This window comes from Vibrio sp. 2433-A1, assembly GCF_056726085.1.
In genome coordinates, this window is record NZ_JBRESC010000010.1 from 22487 (window position 1) to 48492 (window position 26006).

Annotated in this window: 23 protein-coding genes and 8 tRNA genes; 2 read left to right on the plus strand and 29 right to left on the minus strand. The window is 44.0% G+C overall.

All coding sequences use genetic code 11. From position 1 onward, the window contains the following. Nucleotides 1-19 precede the first annotated feature (19 nt). The 3 genes from ACU01J_RS11650 to ACU01J_RS11660 form a co-directional block, all read right to left on the minus strand. The gene (locus tag ACU01J_RS11650; protein WP_481085867.1) at nucleotides 20-481 is read right to left on the minus strand and encodes a hypothetical protein; all 462 of its coding nucleotides are present in this window, start codon (nucleotides 479-481) and stop codon (nucleotides 20-22) included. 646 nt (nucleotides 482-1127) lie between these two features. Then, nucleotides 1128-1328, minus strand: a complete 201-nt coding sequence (locus ACU01J_RS11655) for a DUF1757 domain-containing protein (protein ID WP_031841092.1) — start codon at nucleotides 1326-1328, stop codon at nucleotides 1128-1130. A 287-nt stretch (nucleotides 1329-1615) separates the two neighbouring features. Continuing rightward, nucleotides 1616-1882 carry a hypothetical protein gene (locus ACU01J_RS11660; RefSeq protein ID WP_481085868.1) on the minus strand — a complete coding sequence of 89 codons (267 nt, stop codon included), beginning with the start codon at nucleotides 1880-1882 and terminating at the stop codon, nucleotides 1616-1618. A 267-nt stretch (nucleotides 1883-2149) separates the two neighbouring features. Here ACU01J_RS11660 and ACU01J_RS11665 point away from each other — a divergent pair, with 267 nt between their 5' ends. After that, complete coding sequence (locus tag ACU01J_RS11665) at nucleotides 2150-3031, plus strand: helix-turn-helix transcriptional regulator (RefSeq protein WP_309303807.1); 882 nt, start codon at nucleotides 2150-2152, stop codon at nucleotides 3029-3031. Between the two features lie 531 nt (nucleotides 3032-3562). Here the strand turns inward: ACU01J_RS11665 and ACU01J_RS11670 are convergent. The 4 genes from ACU01J_RS11670 to ACU01J_RS11685 all read right to left on the minus strand — a co-directional run bounded on the left by ACU01J_RS11670 (nucleotide 3563) and on the right by ACU01J_RS11685 (nucleotide 6494). Next, nucleotides 3563-4006, minus strand: a complete 444-nt coding sequence (locus ACU01J_RS11670; protein ID WP_212581795.1) for a DUF2787 family protein — start codon at nucleotides 4004-4006, stop codon at nucleotides 3563-3565. A 254-nt stretch (nucleotides 4007-4260) separates the two neighbouring features. Next, nucleotides 4261-4740, minus strand: coding sequence for a hypothetical protein (locus ACU01J_RS11675; RefSeq protein WP_212581796.1), 480 nt, complete (start codon nucleotides 4738-4740; stop codon nucleotides 4261-4263). A 50-nt stretch (nucleotides 4741-4790) separates the two neighbouring features. Further along, nucleotides 4791-5165, minus strand: coding sequence for a hypothetical protein (locus tag ACU01J_RS11680; protein WP_481085869.1), 375 nt, complete (start codon nucleotides 5163-5165; stop codon nucleotides 4791-4793). A 102-nt stretch (nucleotides 5166-5267) separates the two neighbouring features. Continuing rightward, the gene (locus ACU01J_RS11685; protein WP_481085870.1) at nucleotides 5268-6494 is read right to left on the minus strand and encodes a tyrosine-type recombinase/integrase; all 1227 of its coding nucleotides are present in this window, start codon (nucleotides 6492-6494) and stop codon (nucleotides 5268-5270) included. A gap of 701 nt (nucleotides 6495-7195) precedes the next feature. Between ACU01J_RS11685 and ACU01J_RS11690 the strand changes: the two genes are divergently transcribed. Then, a complete protein-coding gene (locus ACU01J_RS11690; RefSeq protein WP_481085871.1) occupies nucleotides 7196-7672 on the plus strand; it encodes an RDD family protein in 477 nt (158 codons plus the stop codon). Nucleotides 7673-7744: 72 nt separating this feature from the next. Here the strand turns inward: ACU01J_RS11690 and luxS are convergent, their stop codons facing one another. From luxS to recA, 22 genes are all read right to left on the minus strand, one after another. Further along, entirely contained in the window at nucleotides 7745-8263 is a 519-nt protein-coding gene (gene luxS / locus ACU01J_RS11695; protein ID WP_481085872.1) for an S-ribosylhomocysteine lyase, read from the minus strand. Nucleotides 8264-8287: 24 nt separating this feature from the next. Next, nucleotides 8288-8887 carry a transglycosylase SLT domain-containing protein gene (locus ACU01J_RS11700; RefSeq protein WP_481085873.1) on the minus strand — a complete coding sequence of 200 codons (600 nt, stop codon included), beginning with the start codon at nucleotides 8885-8887 and terminating at the stop codon, nucleotides 8288-8290. 7 nt (nucleotides 8888-8894) lie between these two features. Next, complete coding sequence (gene gshA / locus ACU01J_RS11705) at nucleotides 8895-10463, minus strand: glutamate--cysteine ligase (RefSeq protein ID WP_481085874.1); 1569 nt, start codon at nucleotides 10461-10463, stop codon at nucleotides 8895-8897. Nucleotides 10464-10573: 110 nt separating this feature from the next. Further along, nucleotides 10574-13432, minus strand: a complete 2859-nt coding sequence (locus tag ACU01J_RS11710; RefSeq protein WP_481085875.1) for a M16 family metallopeptidase — start codon at nucleotides 13430-13432, stop codon at nucleotides 10574-10576. A gap of 9 nt (nucleotides 13433-13441) precedes the next feature. Continuing rightward, nucleotides 13442-13903, minus strand: a complete 462-nt coding sequence (locus ACU01J_RS11715) for a YqaA family protein (RefSeq protein ID WP_481085876.1) — start codon at nucleotides 13901-13903, stop codon at nucleotides 13442-13444. Continuing rightward, nucleotides 13897-14847: an NADP-dependent oxidoreductase gene (locus tag ACU01J_RS11720; protein ID WP_481085877.1), complete on the minus strand. Its 951-nt coding sequence runs from the start codon at nucleotides 14845-14847 to the stop codon at nucleotides 13897-13899. Before ACU01J_RS11720 ends, ACU01J_RS11715 begins: the two co-directional genes overlap by 7 nt. 122 nt (nucleotides 14848-14969) lie before the next feature. Continuing rightward, complete coding sequence (locus ACU01J_RS11725; RefSeq protein WP_481085878.1) at nucleotides 14970-16100, minus strand: sodium ion-translocating decarboxylase subunit beta; 1131 nt, start codon at nucleotides 16098-16100, stop codon at nucleotides 14970-14972. A 9-nt stretch (nucleotides 16101-16109) separates the two neighbouring features. Continuing rightward, nucleotides 16110-17891 (minus strand): sodium-extruding oxaloacetate decarboxylase subunit alpha, encoded by a 1782-nt coding sequence (gene oadA / locus ACU01J_RS11730; RefSeq protein ID WP_481085879.1) that lies wholly within the window; start codon nucleotides 17889-17891, stop codon nucleotides 16110-16112. Between the two features lie 31 nt (nucleotides 17892-17922). Beyond that, complete coding sequence (locus tag ACU01J_RS11735) at nucleotides 17923-18180, minus strand: oxaloacetate decarboxylase subunit gamma (protein WP_053441880.1); 258 nt, start codon at nucleotides 18178-18180, stop codon at nucleotides 17923-17925. Between the two features lie 442 nt (nucleotides 18181-18622). Further along, nucleotides 18623-18699 (minus strand) — tRNA-Arg (locus ACU01J_RS11740). A gap of 66 nt (nucleotides 18700-18765) precedes the next feature. Next, a tRNA-Arg gene (locus tag ACU01J_RS11745) sits at nucleotides 18766-18842 on the minus strand. Nucleotides 18843-18908: 66 nt separating this feature from the next. Next, nucleotides 18909-18985: transfer RNA gene (locus tag ACU01J_RS11750), tRNA-Arg, on the minus strand. A 64-nt stretch (nucleotides 18986-19049) separates the two neighbouring features. After that, nucleotides 19050-19126: transfer RNA gene (locus ACU01J_RS11755), tRNA-Arg, on the minus strand. Nucleotides 19127-19191: 65 nt separating this feature from the next. Further along, a tRNA-Arg gene (locus tag ACU01J_RS11760) sits at nucleotides 19192-19268 on the minus strand. A 104-nt stretch (nucleotides 19269-19372) separates the two neighbouring features. Beyond that, nucleotides 19373-19465: transfer RNA gene (locus ACU01J_RS11765), tRNA-Ser, on the minus strand. A gap of 25 nt (nucleotides 19466-19490) precedes the next feature. After that, nucleotides 19491-19567: transfer RNA gene (locus ACU01J_RS11770), tRNA-Arg, on the minus strand. A 60-nt stretch (nucleotides 19568-19627) separates the two neighbouring features. Continuing rightward, nucleotides 19628-19720: transfer RNA gene (locus ACU01J_RS11775), tRNA-Ser, on the minus strand. A 183-nt stretch (nucleotides 19721-19903) separates the two neighbouring features. After that, the gene (gene csrA / locus ACU01J_RS11780; RefSeq protein ID WP_004415691.1) at nucleotides 19904-20101 is read right to left on the minus strand and encodes a carbon storage regulator CsrA; all 198 of its coding nucleotides are present in this window, start codon (nucleotides 20099-20101) and stop codon (nucleotides 19904-19906) included. Between the two features lie 92 nt (nucleotides 20102-20193). After that, nucleotides 20194-21381, minus strand: a complete 1188-nt coding sequence (locus tag ACU01J_RS11785) for an aspartate kinase (protein WP_481085880.1) — start codon at nucleotides 21379-21381, stop codon at nucleotides 20194-20196. A 196-nt stretch (nucleotides 21382-21577) separates the two neighbouring features. Next, entirely contained in the window at nucleotides 21578-24160 is a 2583-nt protein-coding gene (alaS, locus tag ACU01J_RS11790; protein WP_481085881.1) for an alanine--tRNA ligase, read from the minus strand. A 142-nt stretch (nucleotides 24161-24302) separates the two neighbouring features. Beyond that, entirely contained in the window at nucleotides 24303-24767 is a 465-nt protein-coding gene (gene recX, locus ACU01J_RS11795) for a recombination regulator RecX (protein WP_481085882.1), read from the minus strand. A gap of 73 nt (nucleotides 24768-24840) precedes the next feature. Continuing rightward, nucleotides 24841-25887 (minus strand): recombinase RecA, encoded by a 1047-nt coding sequence (gene recA / locus ACU01J_RS11800; RefSeq protein ID WP_481085883.1) that lies wholly within the window; start codon nucleotides 25885-25887, stop codon nucleotides 24841-24843. Nucleotides 25888-26006: the final 119 nt, after the last annotated feature.

The following is a 26006-nucleotide window of genomic DNA, read 5'->3' on the forward strand; positions in this document are numbered from 1 at the left end:
ATCATTTACCTTCTTACGATTAGTGAGTGGATAGGATTTTAGTTAGATCTGGGTTTACAAACTTTCCAGCTTCATAAGAAACCAGTGCATCATGTAATGCATCAGCGACCTTTTCACGGGCTTCCGATTGGGTAATAGGTAAGAAACCAAGTATCGCATCACCCTCACCACGAATCAGAATGCCTTTATGATCACGACCATTACAGATTTCAACAGCTTCAACATTAGAGCAGCGGACGTAGTTACCATTACCCAGATTGATAAAGCTATCTGAGTCAATCACCTCATCAGAGCAAGCATCGGCAACGGCAACCGTCTTACCTTCTTTCTCCGTCAGCTTGGCATAGGATATTTGACGTCCTTTACCGTCTAGAAGTATGTATAAGTTTTCAAGTCGGATAATTGAAGCGATGAGCTTCAATGCCAAAGTATGCCCATCAAGGGTTTGGATGAATCCTTTCTTACTCTTCTTATGTGTCATAGCTATGAGCCTTTGTGTTGTTTAAAGTCAGATCATATTAGCCTCTAAAAATTTAATATCAACAGCCAAAAACAACATAAGCTCATGATTTAAAAGGCTTTAAAATAGAATCATTGATTAAAAAAACAAAACCATGAATAACCACTTTTTAATCACGATGGTTTACGCCTTCTTCTTGGCGTAAAACTTCTTTGAATAAAAAATGCACACCCTCTTTTTGAATGAATAATCAAAACAAAGTTTGGGAAATTATTTTCAGCCACCTATCTAAATGATCAAATATTAAACAAAAAGGAGTTCTTCGGTGACTATGGACTCTTACATAACGTCTAACAAGTCCAGTAAGAAGTTAGAAAATAGAAAGCTTACAAGCTAGATTTCAAAACCTGATATTAGTGCAATGGTACATTGCTGAATTTTGAGTGGGATAAGCACAACAATGGCAAAGTGAATCACCGCAAGAAAAAACAGATAAACGAACATCAGCAACACTTCTACATTGCACAACCAGTTGTGAAATTTATTCCTAAAGTCAGTGATACTCAGGTATTTAAGCCTATGAGCAATACTTATCCCTATTCAACGGTTGTAAGAAAAAAAAAAAAAAAAAAGAAGTGGATTGATTCTCCACTTCTTCACTTGCTCTTTACTCAAGCTTTCCTAGCACTGCACCTATAACCCCGCCAATGATAATACCTACGGGTGTTGCTAGTGGATGTGGCACTTTTGAGCCAATCACTGCGCCAATCACACAACCTCGCTTTGCTCCTTCAATACTCAACTCAACCTCACACTTATGTGGAACGTCACGTTCCGGTAAATAAATAGAAACAGCTTTACTCTGCATACCCTCTCCTTATTTCAGGAATGAAAAAGGGCGATACCTTCCGATATCGCCCTTGGATAATTACAAACACGGTTTAGTGAGAATGACCGCACACCTGACAGCTACCATCATCATAAGCACGCTCACCACATGCAGGACAGGTTGTAACTAATGTTGTTATTGATTTAATCGCCATGTAAAGGCTCCTTCTTGTTGGTTGATTAGGGTGTTGCGAAGCCCATTGATATCTCGGTCTAGAGAGTCCAATTCGAAACCGATGTATCTTGAGCCAAGCTCCGCAACAAAACTTATTGTGCTTTACCTTTCGGTGTATCTGGATCACATTGAGTCACATCCGTAATACGACCATTCAAGGTTCCGCAGACATCAGCTTTCCATTGCACGATGACACCATAAGCTGAAGTATTCTGAACACCTGCTTTACCATTCCATTGAGGCTCTAGTAGTTCTTTCATTTTCGAAATATCACCCGGATTTCCTCCGAATGTGCCCCCCGCAAATACTGGTGATGTAAATAGTGAAGTGAGACCTAGCAGGATGATGAATTTTTTCATTGTTGTTTTTCCTTAAATACGTAATGACGCCGCTAATAAAGACAGCGTTAACGTGAATGATGAATAGTTTAAAAGAGGAGATCGACAGGATGTGTCGCTCAGGTATAGAAATACTGAAATGATTAGTAGACGCCTTGGAGGGCATACTTTGAGGTGACCGATGAAAGCGATAGCAATATCAGTAACCTTATGAAAATTAGCTAGAAATAATCAGGTTCTTTCTCAGTGCGACACCACCTGACGAGCGACCTATCTACAATGCGTAGAATGAAAGAGCATGACAAACTAGCGAAACGACTTGGCATCATACTGACCCGTTTAAATACGGGTGAGAAGTTGCATCTGAACGATTTAAGTCGTGAGTTCGGAGTCAGTGAAAGAACCTTACAGCGGGATTTCAACCAGCGATTAAATTACCTACCTATACAGCGTGAAGGGGCATGCTACTCTCTTGACCCCAAAGTGCTAGGTAGGCAGAGCAATAACGAAATATCACTTCTGCTGCTGAACATGGGCTTTGATGCCTTGTTTTCAGGTAAGCACTACTTGAGTAATGGCGTATTGAATAACAAAACTCACCCACCTTTTCTATTCAAGAACCTACAAATTGAAGACATTAGTAACAACACATCTGTATTCGAGAAACTCATTGAATCGATACAACGCCGAAATGTCATCAGCTTTAACTGTGAAGGGAAAACTTACGATAAATTCCACGCATACCGGTTGGTGAATGACTCAGGCTACTGGTATGTCGCAGGAACACAGAGAAACCGCCTAGAGTCACTCAGAGTCGCTAAGATTCGATGTTTAATCCGTTACGAGGATAAATACTCTCCTGACCCTAATGTTGAGCAGAAGCTGACTAGTCGAGGATATGAAGAACCTCTACTAAATCCCGTTGAGATGGTTATCCAGATGAGTAGTAAAGTGACAGAAGCATTCTTAAATGAAAGCAACACCAATGACTTCCAATTGCTAAAAGAACTGGATTCTGGTGATGTACTGGTGAGTCACCAAACTAAGAACATTCCAGAATTACTACGACAGCTCAAAACATGGCTGCCTCATGTAGAAGTGCTCTCACCTGACTGGATACGTTACTTATTCAGACAAGAGCTTCAAGTGTATCTGGACTCAACCAAGTAGAAGGCACCGTACAGATTGAAGTGTGTCGTTGACCTTGGTGTTGGTTAGTCATCATGGGCTCCCTACACCAAAGTATAATGTCGTTTTGATTTGTTGTTGTAGCCACTTCCTTCCATGGACAAACCACTATGCACCGGTTTTTAAGCTCTCTATGTCGGCTATGGGAGCTAGATCATTTTACAAAATCATGAACCGATACCGATTAAGGAAAGACTCAAAACGATACTGTTTTTCACCGTTATTTAGAAAACACTTAAATAACTCCGGTAGGAGGTTGTTATTAAATGGGTATATCTATGATTTCTGATGCACGAACTCTGCTCCAAATCACTCAGTCCAGTCCGTATCTTTACCTAGGTGGTATCGCTAATTGATTAAGCTTCGCCACCATTGGCTATCTACTGGGTATGATAACTGTATAACAGAAATATGAATTGAACTTGTCACTATAGATCCCAGTGACAAGTTCCACTTTAACTCAACAAGTAATGGGAGCCGATAATGTCAAAAGCTCGGTATAGACCAACCAAATTAGATGGACGAATCCACCGTGGCTTTTATCTCATCAAAAGCCCCCATTTCCACGTAGCTGAGAAAGTTGGTTTCCCATAGTGAATAGAACTCAGTGACACTAGATTCAGTAATGGGAACTTCACCCATGTATCGGATATAAGTTACTCCATGACCAAAGTCAAAGTCGATTTCTTTCTCAAGTTCAGGCATCAATCCACAGTAACTAAAGTCAGTGATGTAATCGAAAACCCATTGGTCATTAAGTCTAGTGATACGGATCTCGACAGGGTGATATCCTCCATTCTCTGGGCTGTAAGATTTCTGACGGAAAGAAAAGACGACCGATTGGATCATGGGTGTCCATTTACCTGATTCGGTGATCACTCGGTTTAGAGCATCTTGAAGGCTAGTTGATATAGGTAGCAAAAAGCGCTCAACATCAAACTGAAGTGCTAAGTTCATTATAAAATCTCTTTTAAGTTGTTAGGTGTACGCTCTTACTAAGAACGAGGTATGAAAATTGCGAAATGGCTAGGTTCGAAGTAGTTTTCCTCTCCCCTCCACTGATAACCCAAGAAATTTGAAATCCGTCGAGTTGTGATATCAGCACTGACCGTGTTACTCATCGTTCTTTAGTGGTAATCACTCGATGAAGTAAACAAGTTAAAGCTCATCGACCTAGCGGATTTCTTCTGTCGTCTTACTGTCTGGTAGGGTTATTTTTTCTTAGATATGGCTTGAGATTTGGCGAGTGCCAGTAATGCGCTTTTCTTCTCCTCGAAGTCTGTTGAAAGCACATGTAAATAGCGTGATGAATCCGTTTTTGATGCTAATCCTAAGTCCCGGATTATCACAGAACAGAACGAGTGGTTGTTTGCCGAGCCGCCACTGAAAATCTGCTTGTACAGTGAACTCTTCCACGGTTTATCTTTCTGAGCTTCTATCAGTTCAAGCATTGCTGTAACGGATAGCCATTCTTTTGAATGAAGTCCTGCACCACCTTCCTGCCCTGTAATCCTGAAGTAGAGCTGTTTTTCTTCATTATGAAGTGCAACTTCATAAAGCACCTTCCCATTACCTGCTAACTTCGGTGCCGCTCCTGAAAGTACTATTTGTTCGAAATGATTAATCTCTTGATGCTGCTCATCTTGAGTGCCAGTATTAGGGAAGTCTGGGTCTACTTTGCGTTGGGTCATAGATATTCTCCTGTCGGTGATAATGTGAAATATTGCTGCGTGAGTGACGACTAGCTATCAACGTGAGCGAGTAGCCTCTGGATTGGATGAAGTTGAGAGGTAGAATGCCCGGCTAGGTAACAGCCTGAGCCTTGGTCGTTAAGTACACCTAACGCTATGACCATAGAGCCGATAAGTAGCACGTACTCAGGGTGAACAGTGACGAAATCAATTAAGAGCTTGGTTTGTTCATCTATATCTTCTAGGTCTTGATTGGTATCGCTCTCATCGAACAAAATCAGAGTGATGCCTATTTCGTCCCAACTTTTCTCCAACTCATGTAAATCTCCATCTGTCGATTCAGTCAAATGTGTAATGAGATTAGCCTTATCTGAACTAGGCAAACGCAACCCCATTAGCTCTGTAAAAGTTTTTATTACTTGCATGTATTTCCCTTTATTCCAGATACGAAAAAGCCCCTACCAGCTCTCGCTAGTAGGGGCATATACGTAATTTTTATATATGTTTGATTTTGAGGTTAAAACTATCTAACTGATGCGGTGTGCTAGTCTTGGTGCCTGTTCTTTCAGTACAGAAGATAAAGTATCCGAGCTGTTGAGTAGCTTTTGCTGGGAATGTTTTACATACCTTTGGGTACTACTCAGGTCTTTATGATTCATTAAACGTTGCACAGTAAGAACATCAACACCGTTCTCTATCAAGTTTGTAGCAAAGCTATGACGCGCCACGTGAAAGCAAACTTCATGAGGATTCTTGATACCTGCTCGTTCCTTAATCCGAGCAAAAGCATTTCGCGGTTGTGAGATATAACTCCCCTCGTTACGTCCATAGAACACATAAGGATTTCCTTTCTTCCGCATGTTTAAGAGCTCCCTGAACAGTTCGACCATAAATGGAGTCAGCGGTACAGTCATGCTGGAGCCGTTCTTTGTGTCTGGAACGAACATGGTCTTATCAATCAGGCTAATATTTCGCCACTTAATCGTACGTAATTCAGAATCTCGACATCCCGTAAGGAAAAGCAGAGAAATGAAATTTCCAGTCACACGACAATAATAATCTCGTGATGCACGTATCACTGCGGCTGTCTCTTCCATAGTGAGATAGCGAGTTCGCATGTTGTCTGGATTGATAAGTGACACCTTATCGCCGATATAGGGTATGTCTAAAAGGCAGTATGCTTCCTTTAGGATGGTTTTCATCAAGGCAATAGTACGATCGACCGTGGCTGCTGCGTACTTCTTACCGGGGCGATACTCCGTTGCTAATAGCTTTGCTTGAACTTGATGAAGATGGACACCAGTTATCTTATCGATAGGCTTCGTATGTAGGTGCTTCCAGTGCTCAAATCTAGCGATATCATCACGCCATGTTTTCTTGCCTTTGCTTTTCTTCGAAACAATAAAGGTATCGTGGAAGAAATCGTACAAGGTCGGTACTTGGTTTTCGACCTTTTTATCGCGTTCAAGTTTCGGATCAATCCCATCGGCAATTTGTACCTTTAACTTGCGAGCTTTATTTCGAACGGTGGGCAAATCGATATCGGGCCACTGACCGAGTGCAATGCTGGATTTTTTCTTGGTGATTGGCGACACAAATCTTAATAAGAAGCGTTTCCTTCCGGATTTGCCTATAAGCAATTTCAAGCCCTGAACTTCGGTATCGGAGACTTCATTGTTGGTAGATTTAGATCGTCGATCATGAGGTGGGATGTTGTTTAGTTTGCTTGGGGTAAATTTGAAGAGCTTACTCATATGAATACCTCAGTAATTAACTAAAGTATTTATATATGTCTCAAATTTCATTAGAAACAAAAAATCAACACAATAAAAAACCAGACCACAACAAACATGTATCCATTGAAAGTGTACACGGTTCTGTTTTTGTAGCATTTGACCGTAGCGTAACAGTAACTTTTCGATTTTACGGTCTTTGGTATCTAACCATCGAGTCTTGAAGATATTCCAAACTAGAAATTCCCCAACGCTTTTCGGCTTACCAAATTGACCGTAGTGACCAGTAAAGCTTAGGTTCTGTTTTTGCTGTTCTATGTCTGAGTTGAACAGGAAGTTGTCCGTAAAGGGGCAGGGAGAGAAAATAAGAAGGGATTATTAGAAGTGTGATGAAGGGCTAACATTTCACATGTTCTGAAAGCAGAAAAGCCTCGATAAAAATCGAGGCTTTTCATAAAATTCTTTGTAAATTAGCAACTTAGACTAATTTTTGAATCCGTCGTGTATACCAATTTCACCATACCGGCATTATCTCGAGGCATTAGCCTGTCGATGTCTGGCATTATACGTATGCCGATGATTCGTGCAAGTGCAAAAGACTGAATTGCTTGCTGTTTGCCGATAAAATCGCCACAAATTGATAAGCTGTGCGCAAGCTCTCTTTTCAGATCCAGACTGAAGCTTTATTCTTTCGCCTTATTTTATTTTGGTAAGTGGGTTTTATGTCAACAACTGACACTTTGCCACCAGCAGGGCTATTTCGCCGTCTGGGAGCACTCTTTTATGATGGGCTAATTATCATCGCAGTTGAGATGATGGCAGCAGGTATCATTATTGCTATTCTGCATGCACTAATGGCAATGGGGATTTTCGATGTTGGCGGCTACGCTGATGTCAGCGATTTTCTAACTAACCACCCTATTTGGAGTCCGGTATACACGGCTTACTTAGCGTTTGTCTGGATCTATTTCTTTGTTTTCTTCTGGACTCGTGCAGGGCAAACTCTTGGCATGCGTGCTTGGAAACTGCACCTACGAAGTAATGATGGAACTGCGGTTTCTGTTACTCAAGCTTTGATTCGTATTGGTACTTCAGGCTTTGGTTTAGCAAACTTTACTGTACCGCTTGACCCTCAAAAACGCGGCTTCCACGATATTTGGGCTAAGACTCAGGTAGTGGTATTACCTAAAGCAAACTAGATACATTCTAGAGTGATACAAAAAAGGAAGGCCAGTGCCTTCCTTTTATATTTCTATCAAGCCAATGTTCAATTAGTCGACTTTAAGCTCATTTAGCATTGATTCTGGTAGTGCTAGCTCATCGTTTTTATTAACCGAAATACCAGCCTTTAGAATTGCTTCAGCAATCTGCTTCGCCTCATCAAGAGAGTGCATTGCTGCGGTACCACATTGGTACTCATTCAGCTCAGGGATTTTGTTCTGGCTTTCAACTTTCAATACGTCTTGCATTGCTGCTAACCAAGCATCAGCGACTTGCTGTTCTTGTGGCGTGCCAATCAGGCTCATGTAGAAACCAGTACGACAGCCCATTGGCGAGATATCGATGATCTCAACACTCTCACCATTTAGGTGGTTACGCATAAAGCCAGCGTATAGGTGCTCTAGTGTATGAATGCCTTTCTCAGACAGAATATCTTTATTTGGCGCAGTAAAACGCAGGTCAAATACCGTAATCGTATCGCCATTCGGGGTGGTCATGGTTTTCGCCACACGTACAGCTGGTGCATTCATACGTGTGTGATCTACGGTAAAACTATCTAATAACGGCATTGTCCTTCTCCATATTAACTGCTCTTAAAAGAACCAGCTTCGATTGTCTTCTAATTCTTGTCGGCACTGTTTAAGTTGCCAACCATAATCTTTTGCCTGCTGTTCAACACGACGTGCGACTTTAATCAACGACGGTTTAGCTTGGTAACTTTTTCTTTTAAAACCACCACGTCCTTCGTGGTAAGCCAAATATTGATTGTAGGAATCCCACTTGGAAACACCAAGCTGTTTTTGCGTCTCATGGGTATACCAACCAATAAACATTAACGCATCGGCAAAATCAGTCCGTGAACCGCTATGTCCTGTTGCATTCTGAAAGTCATCCCATGCAGGGTCTTGGGCTTGTGCATATCCATAAGCACTGCTGACACGCCCCCAAGGAATAAAGCCTAATAGGTAATCCTTGGGAGGCCTGGCATCGTGGCGATAGCTACTTTCCTGTTTAACAAAAGCCATCGCTACTTGAATGGGCGTTCCCCACTCCTCTTGCATATCTAGCGCATCGTCATACCAACTCGGTTTCTCACGAAATATTTCGCACAGGTTGGATTGATTTTTCGGCGGAGCTGTCGCACAGCCACTCAAAACGATAGCACCAACGATAGGGAGAAAAAGCTTTTTCACGCTAAACCTACGCTTTCAAATATGCAAAGTAGTCAGTCAGAAACTCATCAAAGCTTGACTGGTCTGCTTCTTCCACTTGCTGTTGAGCAATACGAGAGCGTTCCACTTCCTGTTCCATTTCTTGCTCACTGTAGACTCGATACTGATGATCTAAATGCTGATTGCGGTACTGCTTACCAAACGCACAACCCACTTTACCTAGACCACCATGCTGTTTGGTATCTGCCAATAGCTGACCAGAGATAGTCAACTCTGGATTATCAATCCACGACAGTAATTTAAAGCATACTGCTTGATATTCATCACCGCTATTCGTTGCATCCATTAGCTCTGCAATCTGCACCAGTTCGACAAATACACGCTTAGCCCAGTTTTGCAGTGACAGCACTTCACCGCGGCAGCCAATTTGTAGCTCTAAACCAGGCTTACGACCTTCTGCAATGACTTTATTCCAGTTCTCACGCCAACATGCCTGCTCACAGTAATCCATAGGTTCGGAGTCAGTCAGTGCAGCCCATGCTAAGAATAGGTCCAAGAAGCGAACTTGGTCTTCATCAATACCAACCGAGCTGTATGGGTTAACGTCAAGTGAGCGAACTTCGATGTACTCAACACCACCACGTGCCAATGCTTCCGATGGCTTTTCACCTGATTTGGCTACTCGTTTAGGACGAATAGGCGCATACAGCTCATTTTCAATCTGCAGTACATTGCTGTTTAGCTGACGGTACTCGTCACCAACCTTAACGCCAATCTCTGCAAATTCTTCTGATGGCGTGCGAATCGCCGCGTTCAGACCATCGAGATACTCATCTAAGCTATTAAAACCAATTTTCAACGAGCTTTGCGCGCTGTTGGTATAGCCTAAATCACTCATACGTAATGAGGTCGCATTGGGTAAGAATAGAGTTCCACCTATTTTTTCAAACGGCAGCGCAGTTTCTCGTCCTTGAATGAACGACGAACATAACGCAGGTGAAGCACCGAAGAAGTACGGGATTAACCAGCCGAAACGGTAATAGTTTCGGATCAAGCCAAAGTAAGCCTCTGACTTACTGTCCTGACGCTGTTGTTCTGATTGCTCACCAAACAACTGGTCCCAAAACGTTTCTGGGAATGAGAAGTTGAAATGAACACCAGAAATAATTTGCATCAAACTGCCGTAACGTCTTTTTAGGCCTTCACGGTACAGAGTTTTCATCTTGCCTGAGTTTGACGAGCCATATTGCGCTAAGTTGATGTCATCTTCATCACCGACAAAACACGGCATCGAAAGCGGCCACATTTTCTCTTCACCTAACTTAGTTTGAGTGAAGTGGTGAATATCTTCTAGTTGTGCTGTAAGCGTCGAAATGTCTGTCGAAACTGGCGTGATAAATTCCAATAGAGATTCAGAGAAGTCTGTCGTTATCCAGTTATTGGCATAAGCTGAACCTAGCTCACTTGGATGAGGAGTAGTAGCGAGGTGACCATCTTGTTGGTAGCGCAGCGTCTCGCGCTCGACACCACGTCCAAAACTCTTAAATACTTCTGGGTTTTGTGCAACTCGCTCAAGTCGCGCAGCAAATTCAGTCAAAATGAGGTTCGCTTATATCAATGGTTTGGTAGTGATACCAAACTGGCTATACAAAATTTTATAAAGGGTGAGCGTTATCACCCTTTCGCATGCACTATGTTATGTGTACTCTAACGGATGATTTCAAGCTCTTCTATCGGAATATGCAAACTTTCTAGTTGTGGTTTCAGCGTTTTCTTATCCCCTACCACGATAATTTGGTAGTCGTCAGGGTTAAACCACTTGTTTGCTAACTCATCAAGAGTCTGCTTTTTGACTGATTCAACGATCTCATTTCGTTGCTTCAAGTAATCTTCATCCAAGCTGTACGATAAAATACTATTAAGTAGCCCTGCTTTCTGTGAAGGCGTTTCATATTTTAGTGCATCTTGTTGACCGACCGCTAAGCGTAAAAATTTCATTTCATTGTCAGTCATGCCTTGTTCACTGTATTTCTCTAGCTCTTTTTTCATCTCGATAATCGATGGAACCGTTGAGTCTGCTCGGACCTGAGCTGAGTAAACGATCGTTCCCACCTCTCTATTTGACGCTAAGTAACCTCTCGCACCATAAGTGTAGCCTTTGTCCTCTCTGAGGTTTTGGTTGATACGGCTATTGAAGTTGCCCGCTAGATTAAAATTGGCTAACTGCGTTAGGTACACTTCACCGGTAGCATCAAAAGGCAGACCTTGACGCACCATACGCACAACACTCTGCGGAGCTCCCGGTTTGTCGATGAGGAAAATCTTCTGCTGAGTAAGCGGCTTAACCAATTGAGGTCTTAGTAATGGTGCGACTTCACCATGCCAACGATCGATAAAGGCCAGTTCTTGTTTAATTTGGCGCTTAGAGATGTCACCAACAACAACAATTTGTGCACCTTGAGGTGTGTAATGCTGTTTGTAAAAAGCTTTAACATCATCAAGCGTCAACTTAGCAACTGAGGCTTCTGTACCATCCGTTGGACGCTGATAAACAGAGCCTGAGAAGAGTACTTGACGTGTCGCCTGAGAGGCTAACCAACTAGGTTCTTGATGCTGATAGACTAAGCCTTCCAACATCTGTTTTTGAATTCTCTCAAAATCTTGTTCTAGGAAAGCTGGCTTGAATAGTATTTCTTCAACCAGCGTTAAAGTCTCAGTGAGATTTTTCTCTAAGCTTGAGACTGAAATACTGGTGGTGTAGTTACCGGCATTGATTGAAATACTACTACCAAGTTTATTTAGCTTAGCTTCAAGCTCTTCTAGCGATGAATCCAACGTCGCCTCTTGCATCATCGCAGCTGTCAGGTGCGCTAAGCCTTCTTTGCCACTCTGCACATACCGCTCACCGGCTGGGAAACTGATCTCTAACTGCACAGTTGGCGTTTCAGAACTTACGGTTCCAAGTAACTCCGCACCATTGTCGAAATATAAGCGATAGAGATCTGGCATCTGCGCTTTCACCCCTTCCGCAACTTCTGGCATTACTGAGCGGTCAAAATCATCGCTTGCTTTACGATACGCTAACTGGTCATCGGTTATTTTCTGGTATTCAGGCAATGTTCTTGGTGGCGTAACAAAATTGGCAGGCGCTGCGGCTAGCTTTGCTTTGCCAACAGGTACTACACTTAGCACTACTTTATGATGGCCATTGACGTAGGTTTTATAGGCATCCATGACAGACTCAGGGGTAACAGAGCGAATCTGCTTTAACTGGGACTGAATTCGATCTGGTGTATTAAAGAAGGTTTCATTCGATGCCAACTGGGACACTTTGCCACGCACACTTTGCAAGGCGAACACTGCATTGGCTTCGGCCATACCTGTGATCTGCTCAAGTCGCTTGTCATCCACCCCTTTCGTCTCAAATTCAGCTAAGGTCTGCATCAACTCTTGATAGAGCGGTTTTAATGCCCCTTTTTCACCAGATGGCGCCATAGCGTAAACGTAGAAGGTACATGACAGCTCGGCACAATCTTGGTATGCACCCGCATCGACTGCTTTCTGGGTCTTAACAAGTTTTTGATAGAGCAAGCTGTTAGCACCACTACCCAATACATTGGCTAAGGCATTTAGTGACGCTTGCTCTTCTGCACCGTTATATTTAGTTGGCCAGCCAATCATTAACATTGGTTGTTGAATACGGTCTTCAAGTGTTACGTAGCGATCTTCAGATAAACTCACCGGTTGTTTTGGCGCTTGCTCAACCTCAGGACCGGCTGGAATCGAACCAAAGTATTTATTCACCCATTCCAAAGTTTGTTTGGTGTCGATATCACCACCGATGGTCAATACCGCATTATTTGGCCCGTACCAGCGTAAGAAGAAAGCTTTTAGATCGTTCACATCAACACGATCAAGATCATCTACGTAACCAATGGTTTGCCACGAGTATGGATGACCTTCCGGGTACATCGCTTCACCCATTTTTTCCCACATCAAACCGTAAGGGCGATTATCGTAGTTCTGAGCACGTTCGTTTTTGACCGTATCACGCTGAATCTCAAACTTACGCTGTGAAACCGCATCGAGTAAAAAGCCCATCCGATCAGACTCTAACCAGAGCATTTTCTCTAGCTGATTCGACGGCACGGTTTCAAAGTAATTAGTGCGATCACGATTCGTGGTACCATTTAACGTACCGCCAGCTTCAGTGATGATCTTGAAGTGTTGCTGATCCCCCACGTTTTCACTGCCTTGAAACATCATATGTTCAAAGAAGTGGGCAAAACCTGATTTGCCGACTTGCTCACGAGCAGAACCGACGTGATAAGTCACATCCACATGAACCAAAGGATCAGAGTGATCGGGAGATAGGATAACGGTTAAGCCATTGTCCAACTCATACTTAGAATATGGAATCATCGCCTTACCAGGCTGAGCATCCACTTCTTCAACAAGTGTCACGCCATCCGGTAGAGAGGAAAAGAATGGAACTGAAGGTAGGTTATTCGAAGCACAACCATAAAGTGCGACAAGAGAAAATGCACCAAGCCAAATCTTTCTCATGACATCCCCTTAAAAGAATCCGTAAAAAATTGCTGCTAAAGCGCTATATCGCAGCGCTTTGCCTATTGAGATCAACCAAAAACATGGCCAAAAGCGCATGCGCAGCCAACCAGCAGCTAAGCATAACGGGTCGCCTATCACAGGCAACCAACTAAAAATTAAAGACCAATAACCGTATTTATTGAGCCACTGTAGAGCTTTATGACCATGTTTTTCATTTTGAGTTCGATTTGGTAACCACAAGCCTAGCCAATAGTTGGTCAAGCCACCTAAGGTATTACCTAAGGTGGTGACTAAAATGATCATAGAAATGGAATATTGGTTTAAGCTGAGGGTCGCGATTAAACCTGCTTCGGAACCGCCGGGCAAAAAGGTAGCACTCAGGAAACCACTAAAAAACAGCACCCAAAGCGCTGAATCAGAAAACCATAAAGCGAAGGATTCAAAAGCGCTGTTAAACGCTTCTAGCATTGCATATCAAGCAAGATTTTGCCTCTCGTGTGTCCCGTTTCAATTTGTCGATGAGCTTCGCTCACCTCACTCATGGCAAATACCTGTTGGATTTCAGTTTTCACTAACCCAACACTGACCATGTACAGCAGTGCATCCAGCTGTTCCGGGTTCGGATCAACTAACATACCTGATGCTTCAAAGCCAAGCATTTTGGCCTTTTCACAAATCAGCTCAGCACTTAGGGTCGGTACAGTGACAACTTTACCACTATCTTTCAAGCATTTGAGTGCATCAAGTGCGGCATCACCACCCACTAAGTCAATCAGTACATCGGCGTCTTCAACACGTTCTGAAACTGGCGCAAATTGGTAGTTCACGGCATGTGCACCTAATGTCGCCATGTAATCTAAGTTCGCTTCACTGCATGTCGTAAACACTTCCGCTTTAGCGGCCACTGCCACTTGGATTGCGATATGACCGACGCCGCCAGCACCTGCTAAAATCAGCACGCGATCCCCTTCATTAACGCCCGCTTTGTCTAATGCTTGTAGCGCCGTTTGACCAGCAAGAGGAAGTGCAGCGGCCGCTTCAAGAGTAATAGAGCTAGGTACCAAGCTGAGTGTACTTTCCGGTATCGCTATATACTGACTATAGCCTCCACCAGCTAATGGAAAACCGATAAAGCCTGCGACATTGTCGCCCACACTGAATCGTTCTGCACCTTGACCAAGCGTTACTACCTCTCCTGAAATATCATACCCTGGCACCCAAGGGAGGTTATCTTTGTTTTCCGAAGCGGCCCAGCCAAGACCAGCCCGCGTTTTGACATCGATAGGATTCACACCAGCAAAGTGGACTTTGACTAATACTTCCCCTGATTTAGGCTCTGGCATTGAAGAAGCTTGAACAACGAGAACTTCTGGGTCTCCGAACTTAGAGATAGCAATTTGTTTGTTTTCCATTTCTTTTATTCCCTACCGATACAAAAAAGGGATGCGAAAGCATCCCTTTGAATATATACCATTTATTGACGGCAAGTTAACCACTTGCTCTCAATTTGACCATTAATTAACACCAACTTGCATTAACCTACAAGTGCTAACAAGATACCAGCGGCTACCGCAGAACCAAGAACACCCGCAACATTAGGACCCATCGCGTGCATAAGCAAGAAGTTTTGCGGATTCGCCTCAAGACCAACTTTGTTTACTACGCGCGCCGCCATCGGTACCGCAGAAACCCCTGCTGCACCAATAAGTGGGTTAATGTCTTCTTTCGAGAACTTGTTAAGCAGCTTAGCCATTAGCACACCGCCAGCAGTACCGATACTGAAGGCCACCGCACCCAAAGCCAAAATACCGAGCGTTTCTACGTTTAAGAACTCTTCTGCTTGCAGCTTAGATCCAACACCAAGACCGAGAAAAATGGTCACGATATTGATCAGCTCATTTTGCGCAGTTTTCGATAAACGATCCACAACACCAGCTTCACGCATCAAGTTACCTAAACAGAACATTCCGACAAGTGGCGTTGCCGACGGTAGGAACAAGATCGTCATCAGCAATACGGCAAGTGGGAAGAGAATCTTTTCGCCTTTACCGACATGACGCAACTGAGCCATTTTGATCTTACGCTCTTCCGGCGTTGTCAGTGCGTTCATGATCGGTGGCTGAATGATCGGCACCAAAGCCATGTAGCTGTATGCCGCAACCGCAATCGCGCCAAGTAAATCCGGTGATAACTGACTTGCTAAGAAGATAGCTGTTGGGCCATCTGCACCACCGATAATCGCAATCGATGCTGCATCAGGCATGCTAAATTCCATACCCGGCACATAGTTAAGTAAGATCGCGCCAAACAGTGTGGCGAAAATACCGAACTGAGCTGCCGCTCCTAGCCATAAGGTTTTCGGGTTAGCGATAAGTGCACCAAAGTCAGTCATCGCCCCTACACCTAAGAAGATCAGCAGTGGGAAAATCCCAGATTCAATTCCTATGTAGTAAACGTAGTAGAGTAAACCACCTTCGTCAGTGAAACCTGCATTAGGTATATTCGCTAAGATCGCTCCAAAGCCAATTGGCAATAGCAGTAACGGCTCAAAGCCCTTTCTGATCGCCAAAAATAGCAAGGTACAACCAACCAAGATCATACAGATTTGGCCAAACTCGAAGTTAGCGATCCCTGTCTCTGACCATAAGATCATTAATCCTTCCATGATCGCCCCTTACGCCAGACTAAGCAGTGGAGCGCCAACCGTCACAGAATCACCTTCTTTGACGTGAAGATCTTGAACAATACCACCTCTGGCTGCTCGTACTTCGGTTTCCATCTTCATCGCTTCAAGAATAAGTAATACATCGCCTTCCGCAACTTCAGCACCACTTTGAACATTCACTTTAAAAATGTTACCAGCAAGAGGGGCAGGAACCATTTCAGAGTTACCTGTTGGTGCAGCAGGCGCTGCAGCTTGAGGCGCGGCAGCTGTTGCCGCAACCGAGGTTAGTTGACCTTGAGGGCCTACTTCGACATCGTAAACCTGACCATCAACTTTAACGCTGTATGCCTCAATGCCACCTTGCGCTGGCTGAGCTTGTGGCGCGGTTGGAACTACTTCCTCTTTACCAGGAGCTGGTTCGAATGCTTCAGGGTTATGACGGTTCTTCAGGAACTTTAGGCCAACCTGTGGGAATAAAGCGTAGGTCAGAACATCATCAACCGTATCCTCTGCCAGAGAGATACCTTGTTCTTTCGCTTTTGCTAGTAAATCATCCGTCAACGAATCAAGTTCTGAATCTAATAGATCGGCTGGGCGACAAGTAATCGCCTCTGAACCATCGAGTACTTTCGCTTGCAGTGCTTCGTTCACTTGTGCAGGTGCTGCGCCATACTCGCCTTTTAGAACACCAGCAGTCTCTTTAGTGATGCTCTTATAACGCTCACCCGTTAGCACGTTAATAACCGCTTGAGTACCGACGATCTGTGACGTTGGAGTCACAAGAGGGATGAAGCCGAGATCTTCACGTACGCGAGGGATCTCTTCGAGTACTTCGTCAATGCGATCCGCTGCGCCTTGCTCTTTAAGCTGACCTTCCATGTTAGTAAGCATTCCGCCAGGTACTTGTGCGATCAAGATACGTGAATCGACGCCTTTTAATTGACCTTCAAACTTAGCGTACTTCTTACGTACTTCGCGGAAGTATGCGGCAATAGGCTCAATTTGGTCGAGTTTAAGGTTGGTATCACGCTCAGTACCTTGCAGCATTGCGACGACCGTTTCCGTTGGCGTGTGACCATAAGTACAGCTCATTGATGAGATAGCGGTATCAAGAATATCGACACCCGCCTCAACCGCTTTCACTGCGGTAGCTGTAGAAAGACCAGTTGTTGCGTGGCAGTGCAGTGCAAGTGGAACATCACACGACGCTTTGATACGCGAGATAAGATCTTCCGCTTCGTAAGGCTTAAGTAAACCTGACATATCTTTAATACATAGTGAGTGACAGCCTAAGTCTTCAAGACGCTTCGCTAAATCAACCCATGTGTCAGTGTTATGTACCGGACTGGTGGTGTAAGACAGCGTACCTTGAGCATGCGCGCCAACATCAACTGTCGCTTTAACCGCTTTCTCAAAGTTACGTACATCGTTCATCGCATCAAAAATACGGAAAACATCCATACCGTTGGCGTGAGCACGCTCAACGAATTTTTCAACCACATCATCAGCATAGTGGCGGTAACCTAATAGGTTCTGGCCACGAAGTAGCATTTGCATTGGTGTGTTTGGCATTGCTTTCTTTAATGCACGTAGACGCTCCCATGGGTCCTCACCCAAGAATCGAATACACGCATCAAATGTTGCTCCGCCCCATGTTTCTAGAGACCAGTAACCGACCTTATCCAGTTCCTCTGCGATAGGTAACATATCCTCAAGACGCATACGAGTCGCAAATAGCGATTGATGGGCGTCACGAAGGACCACGTCCGTTAAAGCTAGTGGTTTAGACATGCTCATTAACTCCTTTTAATCCTTACAAGTACTACTTAGCTGTCGAGGTACGGTACTGATGTACCGCGGCAGAGATTGCCGCCACGACATTTGGGCTAACAGCAGATGAAGGTGATTGAACTTTATTATTTTGATTTGGTGTAGCGATCGGCGCAGGTACTTCTTCAGGTACCAGTTTTGACATGAGCCGAACGAGATAGACAAGAATAGTGAGGAATATAAACACTACAATCATCCCTGTTAGCATCAGGGTTGCAGCGTCTACTAGCAGGCTTCCAATATTATCCATTTTTGCATCCTTTCTTTGTCATCCTGACAACGACATTAGGTATTTTGCTAAAAACTTCATGTTTTATCACGGCAAAGCACTAACGTTACCCACAAAAGTGAGTGTTTTTGTTGTCAGAACATTCAATATAATCCTGACAATAGGCTTAGAATTATCTCGATTGGTTAAACTTTGTCAATTTTGTTTAAGGAGCTATTGAGGATAAAGCACAAATCTAGGGAATTATTCGACACGGAAATCACATAAATCTGCAATATTTGATCTATTAAGCATAAATAACTGCGAGTTTTAATACATTACTTTGATCAATAAGTGCTAAGTGTAAGAAGAATAAATGATATCTGAAATCACTTTATTAAACAGTAACTTGAATTGAAGATGTTCAAATTATGTTACTAGAATGTAAAAAGCCCTGCTATTTCTAGCAGGGCTTTTTAATAAGTGGCGCGTCCTGGAGGATTCGAACCTCCGACCGCCTGGTTCGTAGCCAGGTACTCTATCCAGCTGAGCTAAGGACGCACGGTTTTTGATATCAACTTGGGTCAATATCAGGATTGCCATTTATGTAAATGAAACCCTAAAGAGTGGCGCGTCCTGGAGGATTCGAACCTCCGACCGCCTGGTTCGTAGCCAGGTACTCTATCCAGCTGAGCTAAGGACGCGCAGTTTTCGATATCAACTTGAGTCAATATCAGGGTCTCTATGTTATACAAAGAAAACCTAAAGAGTGGCGCGTCCTGGAGGATTCGAACCTCCGACCGCCTGGTTCGTAGCCAGGTACTCTATCCAGCTGAGCTAAGGACGCGCAGTTTTCGATATCAACTTGGTCAATATCAGGATCTCTATTTATACAAAGAAAACCTAAAGAGTGGCGCGTCCTGGAGGATTCGAACCTCCGACCGCCTGGTTCGTAGCCAGGTACTCTATCCAGCTGAGCTAAGGACGCGCAAATTTTGATATCGAAGTTCATCAATATCAGGATTTCTATTTATATAAAGAAAACCTAAAGAGTGGCGCGTCCTGGAGGATTCGAACCTCCGACCGCCTGGTTCGTAGCCAGGTACTCTATCCAGCTGAGCTAAGGACGCGCAATGTTCTCGAAAAACGAGAAGTGCGAAGCATATCACACTTTATATTCTTCTTAAAATTAAATAGCCTTAAAAACAAAAAAAATTGACCATTGGCCAATTAATGGCGGTGAGGGAGGGATTCGAACCCTCGATACGGTATCAAGCCGTATACTCCCTTAGCAGGGGAGCGCCTTCAGCCTCTCGGCCACCTCACCGTTTTATTCCCTGGTAAGGAAATTATGGCGCGTCCTGGAGGATTCGAACCTCCGACCGCCTGGTTCGTAGCCAGGTACTCTATCCAGCTGAGCTAAGGACGCGCTATGCTTTCTTGCTAAAGAAAGTTGTTTTAAAGCTCTTCAAAAGAAGAAGTGCAAGAATGGCGGTGAAGGAGGGATTCGAACCCTCGATACGGTATCAAGCCGTATACTCCCTTAGCAGGGGAGCGCCTTCAGCCTCTCGGCCACCTCACCGTCTTGCGGAGGCACATATTACGATTTACCAAAAATATGTCAAACATTTTCTTGGCAAAAATAGTAAAAAGTCTTTCAACCGTTGGCTATTTAATCAAAGCGATGCTAATTCGCTCTTTTTCCTATAAATAGATACCGTTCACATACAAAAAAGGCTGACAAACTGTCAGCCTCTCTTTGTAATTAGTAGTTGCCAGATGCAACGTTACCATTACCTTTCTCTGCCTGAATGCGCATGTAAATTTCTTCACGGTGAACAGACACTTCTTTCGGTGCATTTACACCGATACGTACTTGGTTACCTTTAACACCTAGTACAGTTACTGTTACTTCATCACCGATCATTAGAGTTTCGCCAACGCGGCGAGTTAAAATTAGCATTCTGTGCTCCTTGAGTAATCTCTGATTTATCTTGCTACGAGGTTATTATCCAACAAAAGTTATATTTTCGTAAACTCAATTATGTCTCGAATCTAGCCTAAAAAGGCATGTTTTTGCAGGCAATCGACTGCCTCTGCAGAAGTTATGTAAGCATCATGCAGTATGTTAGCCGCTTTGTCGACGCATTCGGGTAACAGAATCAACATAAGTGACTGACTACTCACCGCATAATGTTTGACATGAATACCTTGCTCAGTGAGCAGAGCAAATGACCTTTCAACCAGTCCTTCGACCTTTAGGCCCACAGCGGTCAGTAAACTTACCGTCTCACTATTACGGATTTTGTCGTTGAAAACCAGTTCCAGTTTTGAATAAGCATCACCTTTTACAACGACACCTATCCATTCTGGATGCTCGATCACATTCCAGATAGTCACACCCAACATCTGACACTGTTTTTTCAATCCACACAGCATGTCAGGCTCGATTTGAATCAAGCACATATCACGCTGAATCGCGACACCGCACACTGAGGATAAACACTCCTGCCCTTTCACCAAGCTACCGCCATCGGTATCAAAGGTAGAAAGAACACGCAGAGGGACATTATGCTGCCATGCGTACTGAACCGATGGCAGGTGCAAAACTTTGGCACCTTTACGCGCCATCTCTTCCATCGATGGAAAATCAATCACGTCTAACTTCTGAGCATTAGGAACAACACGTGGGTCACAGGTATAGATACCATCGACATCGGTAAAGATTTGACACTCTGCCGCGTTAAGCGCGCCAGCAAGTGTGACAGCACTGGTATCAGAACCACCTCTGCCTAACGTAGTGATATCCCCATTTTCATTGATACCTTGAAAGCCCGCCACAATAACAATTTGGTCTTGCGCTAATAGCTGGTTTATCGCGGTAGTATCAATGTGTTTAATCGTCGCATCATTGTGGTTGTTATCGGTCACAATGTTTGCTTGAGCTCCGGTAAGTGAGCGAGCTGAATAGCCCATTTTATTTAGTGCCATTGCCAACAATGCCATCGACACTTGCTCACCAGCAGAGAGCAAAACATCAAGTTCACGTGCGGTAGGAACACTATCTACCTGTTTAGCTAGATCCATCAGCCTGTTGGTTTCACCAGACATTGCAGATACAACTACGACAACTTGATTACCATCATCTTTCGCCTTAATGATGTGTTTAGCAACCGTATGGATTCTTTCAATTGAACCCACCGATGTTCCGCCAAACTTTTGCACGATAAGGGGCTTGTTCACCAGTCTTCACCTTCCCGAGAGCAAAGTCTCATTCGAACCACATTCAATATGTTGAATATTGCCTGTAGTAGTAATAACAAAAACCAAGTCATTTAATCGGCACTTGGTATATTAGCCAATTAAACCACTTGGTTAGGACAAAAAAATTACGCTCAATCAAACAAGTGATTGAGCGTAAATATTTATAAAGTTAGATTTATAGGCGTTCTTCTAGCCATGGTTGCACAGACTGAATAGCATCAGGCAGTGCAGCAACATCAGTACCACCTGCTTGAGCCATGTCTGGACGACCACCACCTTTACCACCAACTTGCTCAGCAACCATCTTAACTAGGTCGCCCGCTTTCACTTTGCCAATAAGATCTTTAGTTACGCCAGCAATTAGGCCAATCTTATCGTCGTTGATGTTAGCCAGTAGAATCACACCACTACCTACTTGGTTTTTGATGTCATCAACCATAGTACGTAGGTTCTTGTTATCCGCACCTTCTAGAGCAGCAACTAACACTTTAGTACCGTTGATATCCTGAACTTTACCCATGATGTTTGCGCTTTCCGCAGCAGCCATCTTGTCTTTAAGTTTCTGGATCTCCTTCTCTAGAGATTTCGCTTTTTGCGCCGACTCAACAAGCTTCTCTTCGAATTTAGCTTGTTGTTCTTCGATAGCATCCAGTGCTGCTTCGCCCGTTACCGCTTCGATACGACGGATACCTGCTGCGATACCACCTTCAGAGGTAATCTTAAACAGACCAATATCACCCGTGTTTGAAGCATGGATACCACCACACAGCTCCGTTGAAAACTCGCCCATAGACAATACGCGAACTTCATCATCGTACTTCTCACCGAACAGTGCCATTGCACCTTTCTGTTTAGCAGACTCGATATCCATTATATTCGTTTCAATCACGTGGTTGCGACGAACTTGAGCATTCACAAGGCGCTCAACTTCTTTCAGTTCCGCTGGCGTTACCGCTTCTAGATTCGAGAAATCAAAACGTAGGTTTTCAGGCTTAACAAGCGAACCTTTCTGCGCAACATGCTCACCAAGAACTTGGCGCAGAGCTGCGTGAAGTAAGTGCGTTGCCGAGTGGTTTAGAGAGATAGCCGCGCGACGCTCAGCATCGACAACCGCTTCAACTTCATCACCTTTCGCTAGCACACCTTCCACTAGAACACCGTGATGCGCTATTGCGTTACCTAATTTCTGAGTATCTTCTACTTTGAATAGACCTGACTCAGTTTTAAGTACACCAGCATCACCACACTGACCGCCTGATTCTGCATAAAATGGTGTTTCACCAAGGATGATGATCGCTTTGTCGCCCGCCGATAGAGATTCAGCCACTTCACCTTCAATGAAGATTTCAGCGACATAACTGTTACCTTGAGTGCCAGTGTAACCACAGAATTCAGTTTCAGCTTCAGTTTTGATCGTTGCGTTGTAGTCAGTACCAAATTGGCCTGCTTCACGAGCACGTTGACGCTGCTCTTCCATCGCTTTCTCAAAACCGGCTTCGTCGATAGTGAAATCACGCTCACGAGCAACGTCGTTAGTTAGGTCAGCAGGGAAGCCGTAAGTATCGTAAAGCTTAAATACTGTTTCACCGTCAAGCTCTTTGCCTTCAAGTGCATCGAGTGCTTCATTGAGGATAACCATGCCACGCTCTAATGTACGACCAAAGTTTTCTTCTTCAATACGAAGTACTTTTTCAACAACGGCTTGTTGCTTTTTAAGTTCGTCAGCGGCGCTGCCCATCACTTCAGCTAATACGCCGACAAGCTTGTGGAAGAATACGCCTTGTGCACCTAGCTTGTTACCGTGACGAACGGCACGACGAATAATACGACGTAGAACGTAACCGCGACCTTCGTTTGAAGGCATAACGCCATCAGCGATTAGGAATGAACAAGAACGGATGTGGTCAGCGATAACGCGTAGCGATTGGTTTGATAGGTCTTCGTGACCAACAACCTCTGCTGTCGCTTTGATTAGCTTTTGGAATACATCGATTTCGTAGTTTGAGTGAACGCCCTGCATGATTGCAGAAATACGCTCGATACCCATACCTGTATCAACAGCAGGCTTAGGTAGCGGTTCCATCGTGCCATCAGCATGACGGTTGAACTGCATAAATACGTTGTTCCAGATCTCGATGAAACGGTCACCGTCTTCTTCTGGTGTACCAGGGCGACCACCCCAGATGTGCTCACCGTGATCGTAGAAAATTTCAGTACATGGACCACAAGGGCCTGTGTCACCCATTGTCCAGAAGTTATCTGATTCGAACTGCTTACCGCCTTCTTTGTCGCCGATACGGACGATACGATCAGCAGGAACGCCTACTTTCTTGTTCCAGATATCGAATGCTTCGTCATCTGTCTCGTATACTGTTACCAATAGGCGATCTTTTGGTAGTTGTAGCGTTTCAGTTAGAAATTCCCACGCAAAAGCAATCGCGTCTTCTTTGAAGTAATCGCCAAAGCTGAAGTTACCTAGCATTTCGAAGAAAGTATGGTGACGAGCTGTAAAACCAACGTTCTCAAGGTCGTTATGTTTACCACCTGCACGTACACAACGCTGAGCCGTAGTTGCTCGTGTGTAGGCACGCTTTTCGGCGCCTAAGAAGCAATCTTTAAATTGGTTCATACCTGCGTTTGTGAATAGCAGGGTTGGATCGTTATGTGGAACCAACGATGAACTGTCTACGATTTGGTGTCCTTTGCTTTCAAAGAACTTAAGGAACGCGTTACGAACCTCATCAGTGCTCATGTACATGCAGCTCTTCCTGAAAATAGTCGTGTTAGAATTTTGCGCTATTGTAGATCATGGTTAGCGCTACGACTAGTTTTCTTGCGTAAAAGAGCTTTTTGCTTGAGGAATTGAAACTAAATAGTCAAATTGAAGGGAGTTTTTGCTCTCAATCCTCGTTCTCTGAACTGAGTGCATAGCTGATTTGCTCAAAGCTATAACCGCGATATTGGAGAAAACGCACCTGCTTTGCGTACTCTTTTTGGTCTTTTGCCTTAATTCCTTTAAATTTCTTCACTGCAGCACTTTTGGCCAGTTCGAACCAATCCTGCGGCTCTTCTTCCATCGCTTTTTCAATCACGGATTCAGAAACTCGCTTTTGATTGAGCTCTTGGCGAATACGGCGCTCACCATGTCCTTTATAGACATGCTGTCTCACTTGGCTCTTAGCGTAGCGAAGATCATCTAAGTAGTTATGATCTAAACAAAAATTAATCGCTTCTTGAATCGCATCATCCTCATAACCTTTCAAGCTAAGTTTCTGATACACCTCATACTCACCATGATCGCGGCGACTGAGCAGTTGAATAGCAGCTTCTTTACTCGACAGTGTTGGTGGTTTTCTTTGGAACATGTCGGATTAAATTCTCATATTCTAAATACGACAAAGCCCCGCATAAGCAGGGCTTCAAATTCGTAGGGCTGTGTTATAGCTCTTCTTGCTCTGGCATTTGGCCTAGTTCAGCGTCATCCGGCTGAACTTCTGCTGGTGAAAGCAGCATTTCACGTAGCTTAGCGTCGATAGTTTTAGCCGCTTCAGTGTTCTCACGTAGGAACTTACCTGCGTTCGCTTTACCTTGACCGATCTTATCGCCATTGTAGCTATACCATGCGCCCGCTTTTTCGATTAGCTTGTGCTTAACACCTAGGTCAATTAGCTCACCTTCACGGTTGAAGCCTTGGCCATATAGAATTTGTGTTTCAGCTTGTTTAAACGGTGCAGCGATCTTGTTCTTCACAACCTTGATGCGAGTTTCGTTACCGACAACTTCATCACCTTCTTTGATTGAACCAGTACGGCGAATATCAAGACGAACCGATGCGTAGAACTTAAGTGCGTTACCACCCGTTGTTGTTTCTGGGTTACCAAACATCACACCAATCTTCATACGGATTTGGTTGATGAAGATACACATACAGTTAGACTGCTTCAGGTTACCTGTTAGCTTACGCATAGCTTGAGAAAGCATACGCGCTTGAAGACCCATGTGGCTGTCGCCCATTTCGCCTTCGATTTCCGCTTTAGGCGTTAGAGCAGCAACCGAGTCAACAACCATTACGTCGATAGCACCTGAGCGAGCTAACGCGTCACAGATTTCAAGAGCTTGCTCACCCGTGTCTGGCTGAGAAACAAGAAGTGCATCAATATCAACACCAAGCTTCTTCGCGTAAACAGGATCAAGTGCGTGCTCTGCATCGATAAACGCACAAGTTTTACCTTGTTTTTGCGCCGCAGCGATACACTCAAGAGTTAGCGTTGTTTTACCCGATGATTCAGGACCGTAGATTTCTACGATACGGCCCATCGGAAGGCCACCAGCACCTAGGGCGATATCAAGAGAAAGTGAACCAGTAGAGATTGTTTCTACGTCCATTGCGCGGTTGTCACCAAGGCGCATGATTGAACCTTTACCGAATTGCTTTTCAATCTGACCTAGCGCAGCGGCGAGCGCTTTCTGTTTGTTCTCGTCCATCACTTTCTCCAAATGATTCATCTTGTACTGATGATTATCGATCTAAATTCTTCCGTTCAGTCGTATACTCTGAACAATCAATGAAAGTCATTATACTGTTGATTCATACAGTGTCTATA

Coding starts and splice junctions, on each gene's coding strand:
- ACU01J_RS11650 (WP_481085867.1), bottom strand. CDS start 481: ATGACACATAAGAAGAGTAAGAAAGGATTCATCCAAACCCTTGATGGG.
- ACU01J_RS11655 (WP_031841092.1), bottom strand. CDS start 1,328: ATGCAGAGTAAAGCTGTTTCTATTTATTTACCGGAACGTGACGTTCCA.
- ACU01J_RS11660 (WP_481085868.1), bottom strand. CDS start 1,882: ATGAAAAAATTCATCATCCTGCTAGGTCTCACTTCACTATTTACATCA.
- ACU01J_RS11665 (WP_309303807.1), top strand. CDS start 2,150: ATGAAAGAGCATGACAAACTAGCGAAACGACTTGGCATCATACTGACC.
- ACU01J_RS11670 (WP_212581795.1), bottom strand. CDS start 4,006: ATGAACTTAGCACTTCAGTTTGATGTTGAGCGCTTTTTGCTACCTATA.
- ACU01J_RS11675 (WP_212581796.1), bottom strand. CDS start 4,740: ATGACCCAACGCAAAGTAGACCCAGACTTCCCTAATACTGGCACTCAA.
- ACU01J_RS11680 (WP_481085869.1), bottom strand. CDS start 5,165: ATGCAAGTAATAAAAACTTTTACAGAGCTAATGGGGTTGCGTTTGCCT.
- ACU01J_RS11685 (WP_481085870.1), bottom strand. CDS start 6,494: ATGAGTAAGCTCTTCAAATTTACCCCAAGCAAACTAAACAACATCCCA.
- ACU01J_RS11690 (WP_481085871.1), top strand. CDS start 7,196: ATGTCAACAACTGACACTTTGCCACCAGCAGGGCTATTTCGCCGTCTG.
- luxS (WP_481085872.1), bottom strand. CDS start 8,263: ATGCCGTTATTAGATAGTTTTACCGTAGATCACACACGTATGAATGCA.
- ACU01J_RS11710 (WP_481085875.1), bottom strand. CDS start 13,432: ATGAGAAAGATTTGGCTTGGTGCATTTTCTCTTGTCGCACTTTATGGT.
- ACU01J_RS11715 (WP_481085876.1), bottom strand. CDS start 13,903: ATGCTAGAAGCGTTTAACAGCGCTTTTGAATCCTTCGCTTTATGGTTT.
- ACU01J_RS11720 (WP_481085877.1), bottom strand. CDS start 14,847: ATGGAAAACAAACAAATTGCTATCTCTAAGTTCGGAGACCCAGAAGTT.
- ACU01J_RS11725 (WP_481085878.1), bottom strand. CDS start 16,100: ATGGAAGGATTAATGATCTTATGGTCAGAGACAGGGATCGCTAACTTC.
- oadA (WP_481085879.1), bottom strand. CDS start 17,891: ATGTCTAAACCACTAGCTTTAACGGACGTGGTCCTTCGTGACGCCCAT.
- ACU01J_RS11735 (WP_053441880.1), bottom strand. CDS start 18,180: ATGGATAATATTGGAAGCCTGCTAGTAGACGCTGCAACCCTGATGCTA.
- csrA (WP_004415691.1), bottom strand. CDS start 20,101: ATGCTAATTTTAACTCGCCGCGTTGGCGAAACTCTAATGATCGGTGAT.
- alaS (WP_481085881.1), bottom strand. CDS start 24,160: ATGTACATGAGCACTGATGAGGTTCGTAACGCGTTCCTTAAGTTCTTT.
- recX (WP_481085882.1), bottom strand. CDS start 24,767: ATGTTCCAAAGAAAACCACCAACACTGTCGAGTAAAGAAGCTGCTATT.
- recA (WP_481085883.1), bottom strand. CDS start 25,887: ATGGACGAGAACAAACAGAAAGCGCTCGCCGCTGCGCTAGGTCAGATT.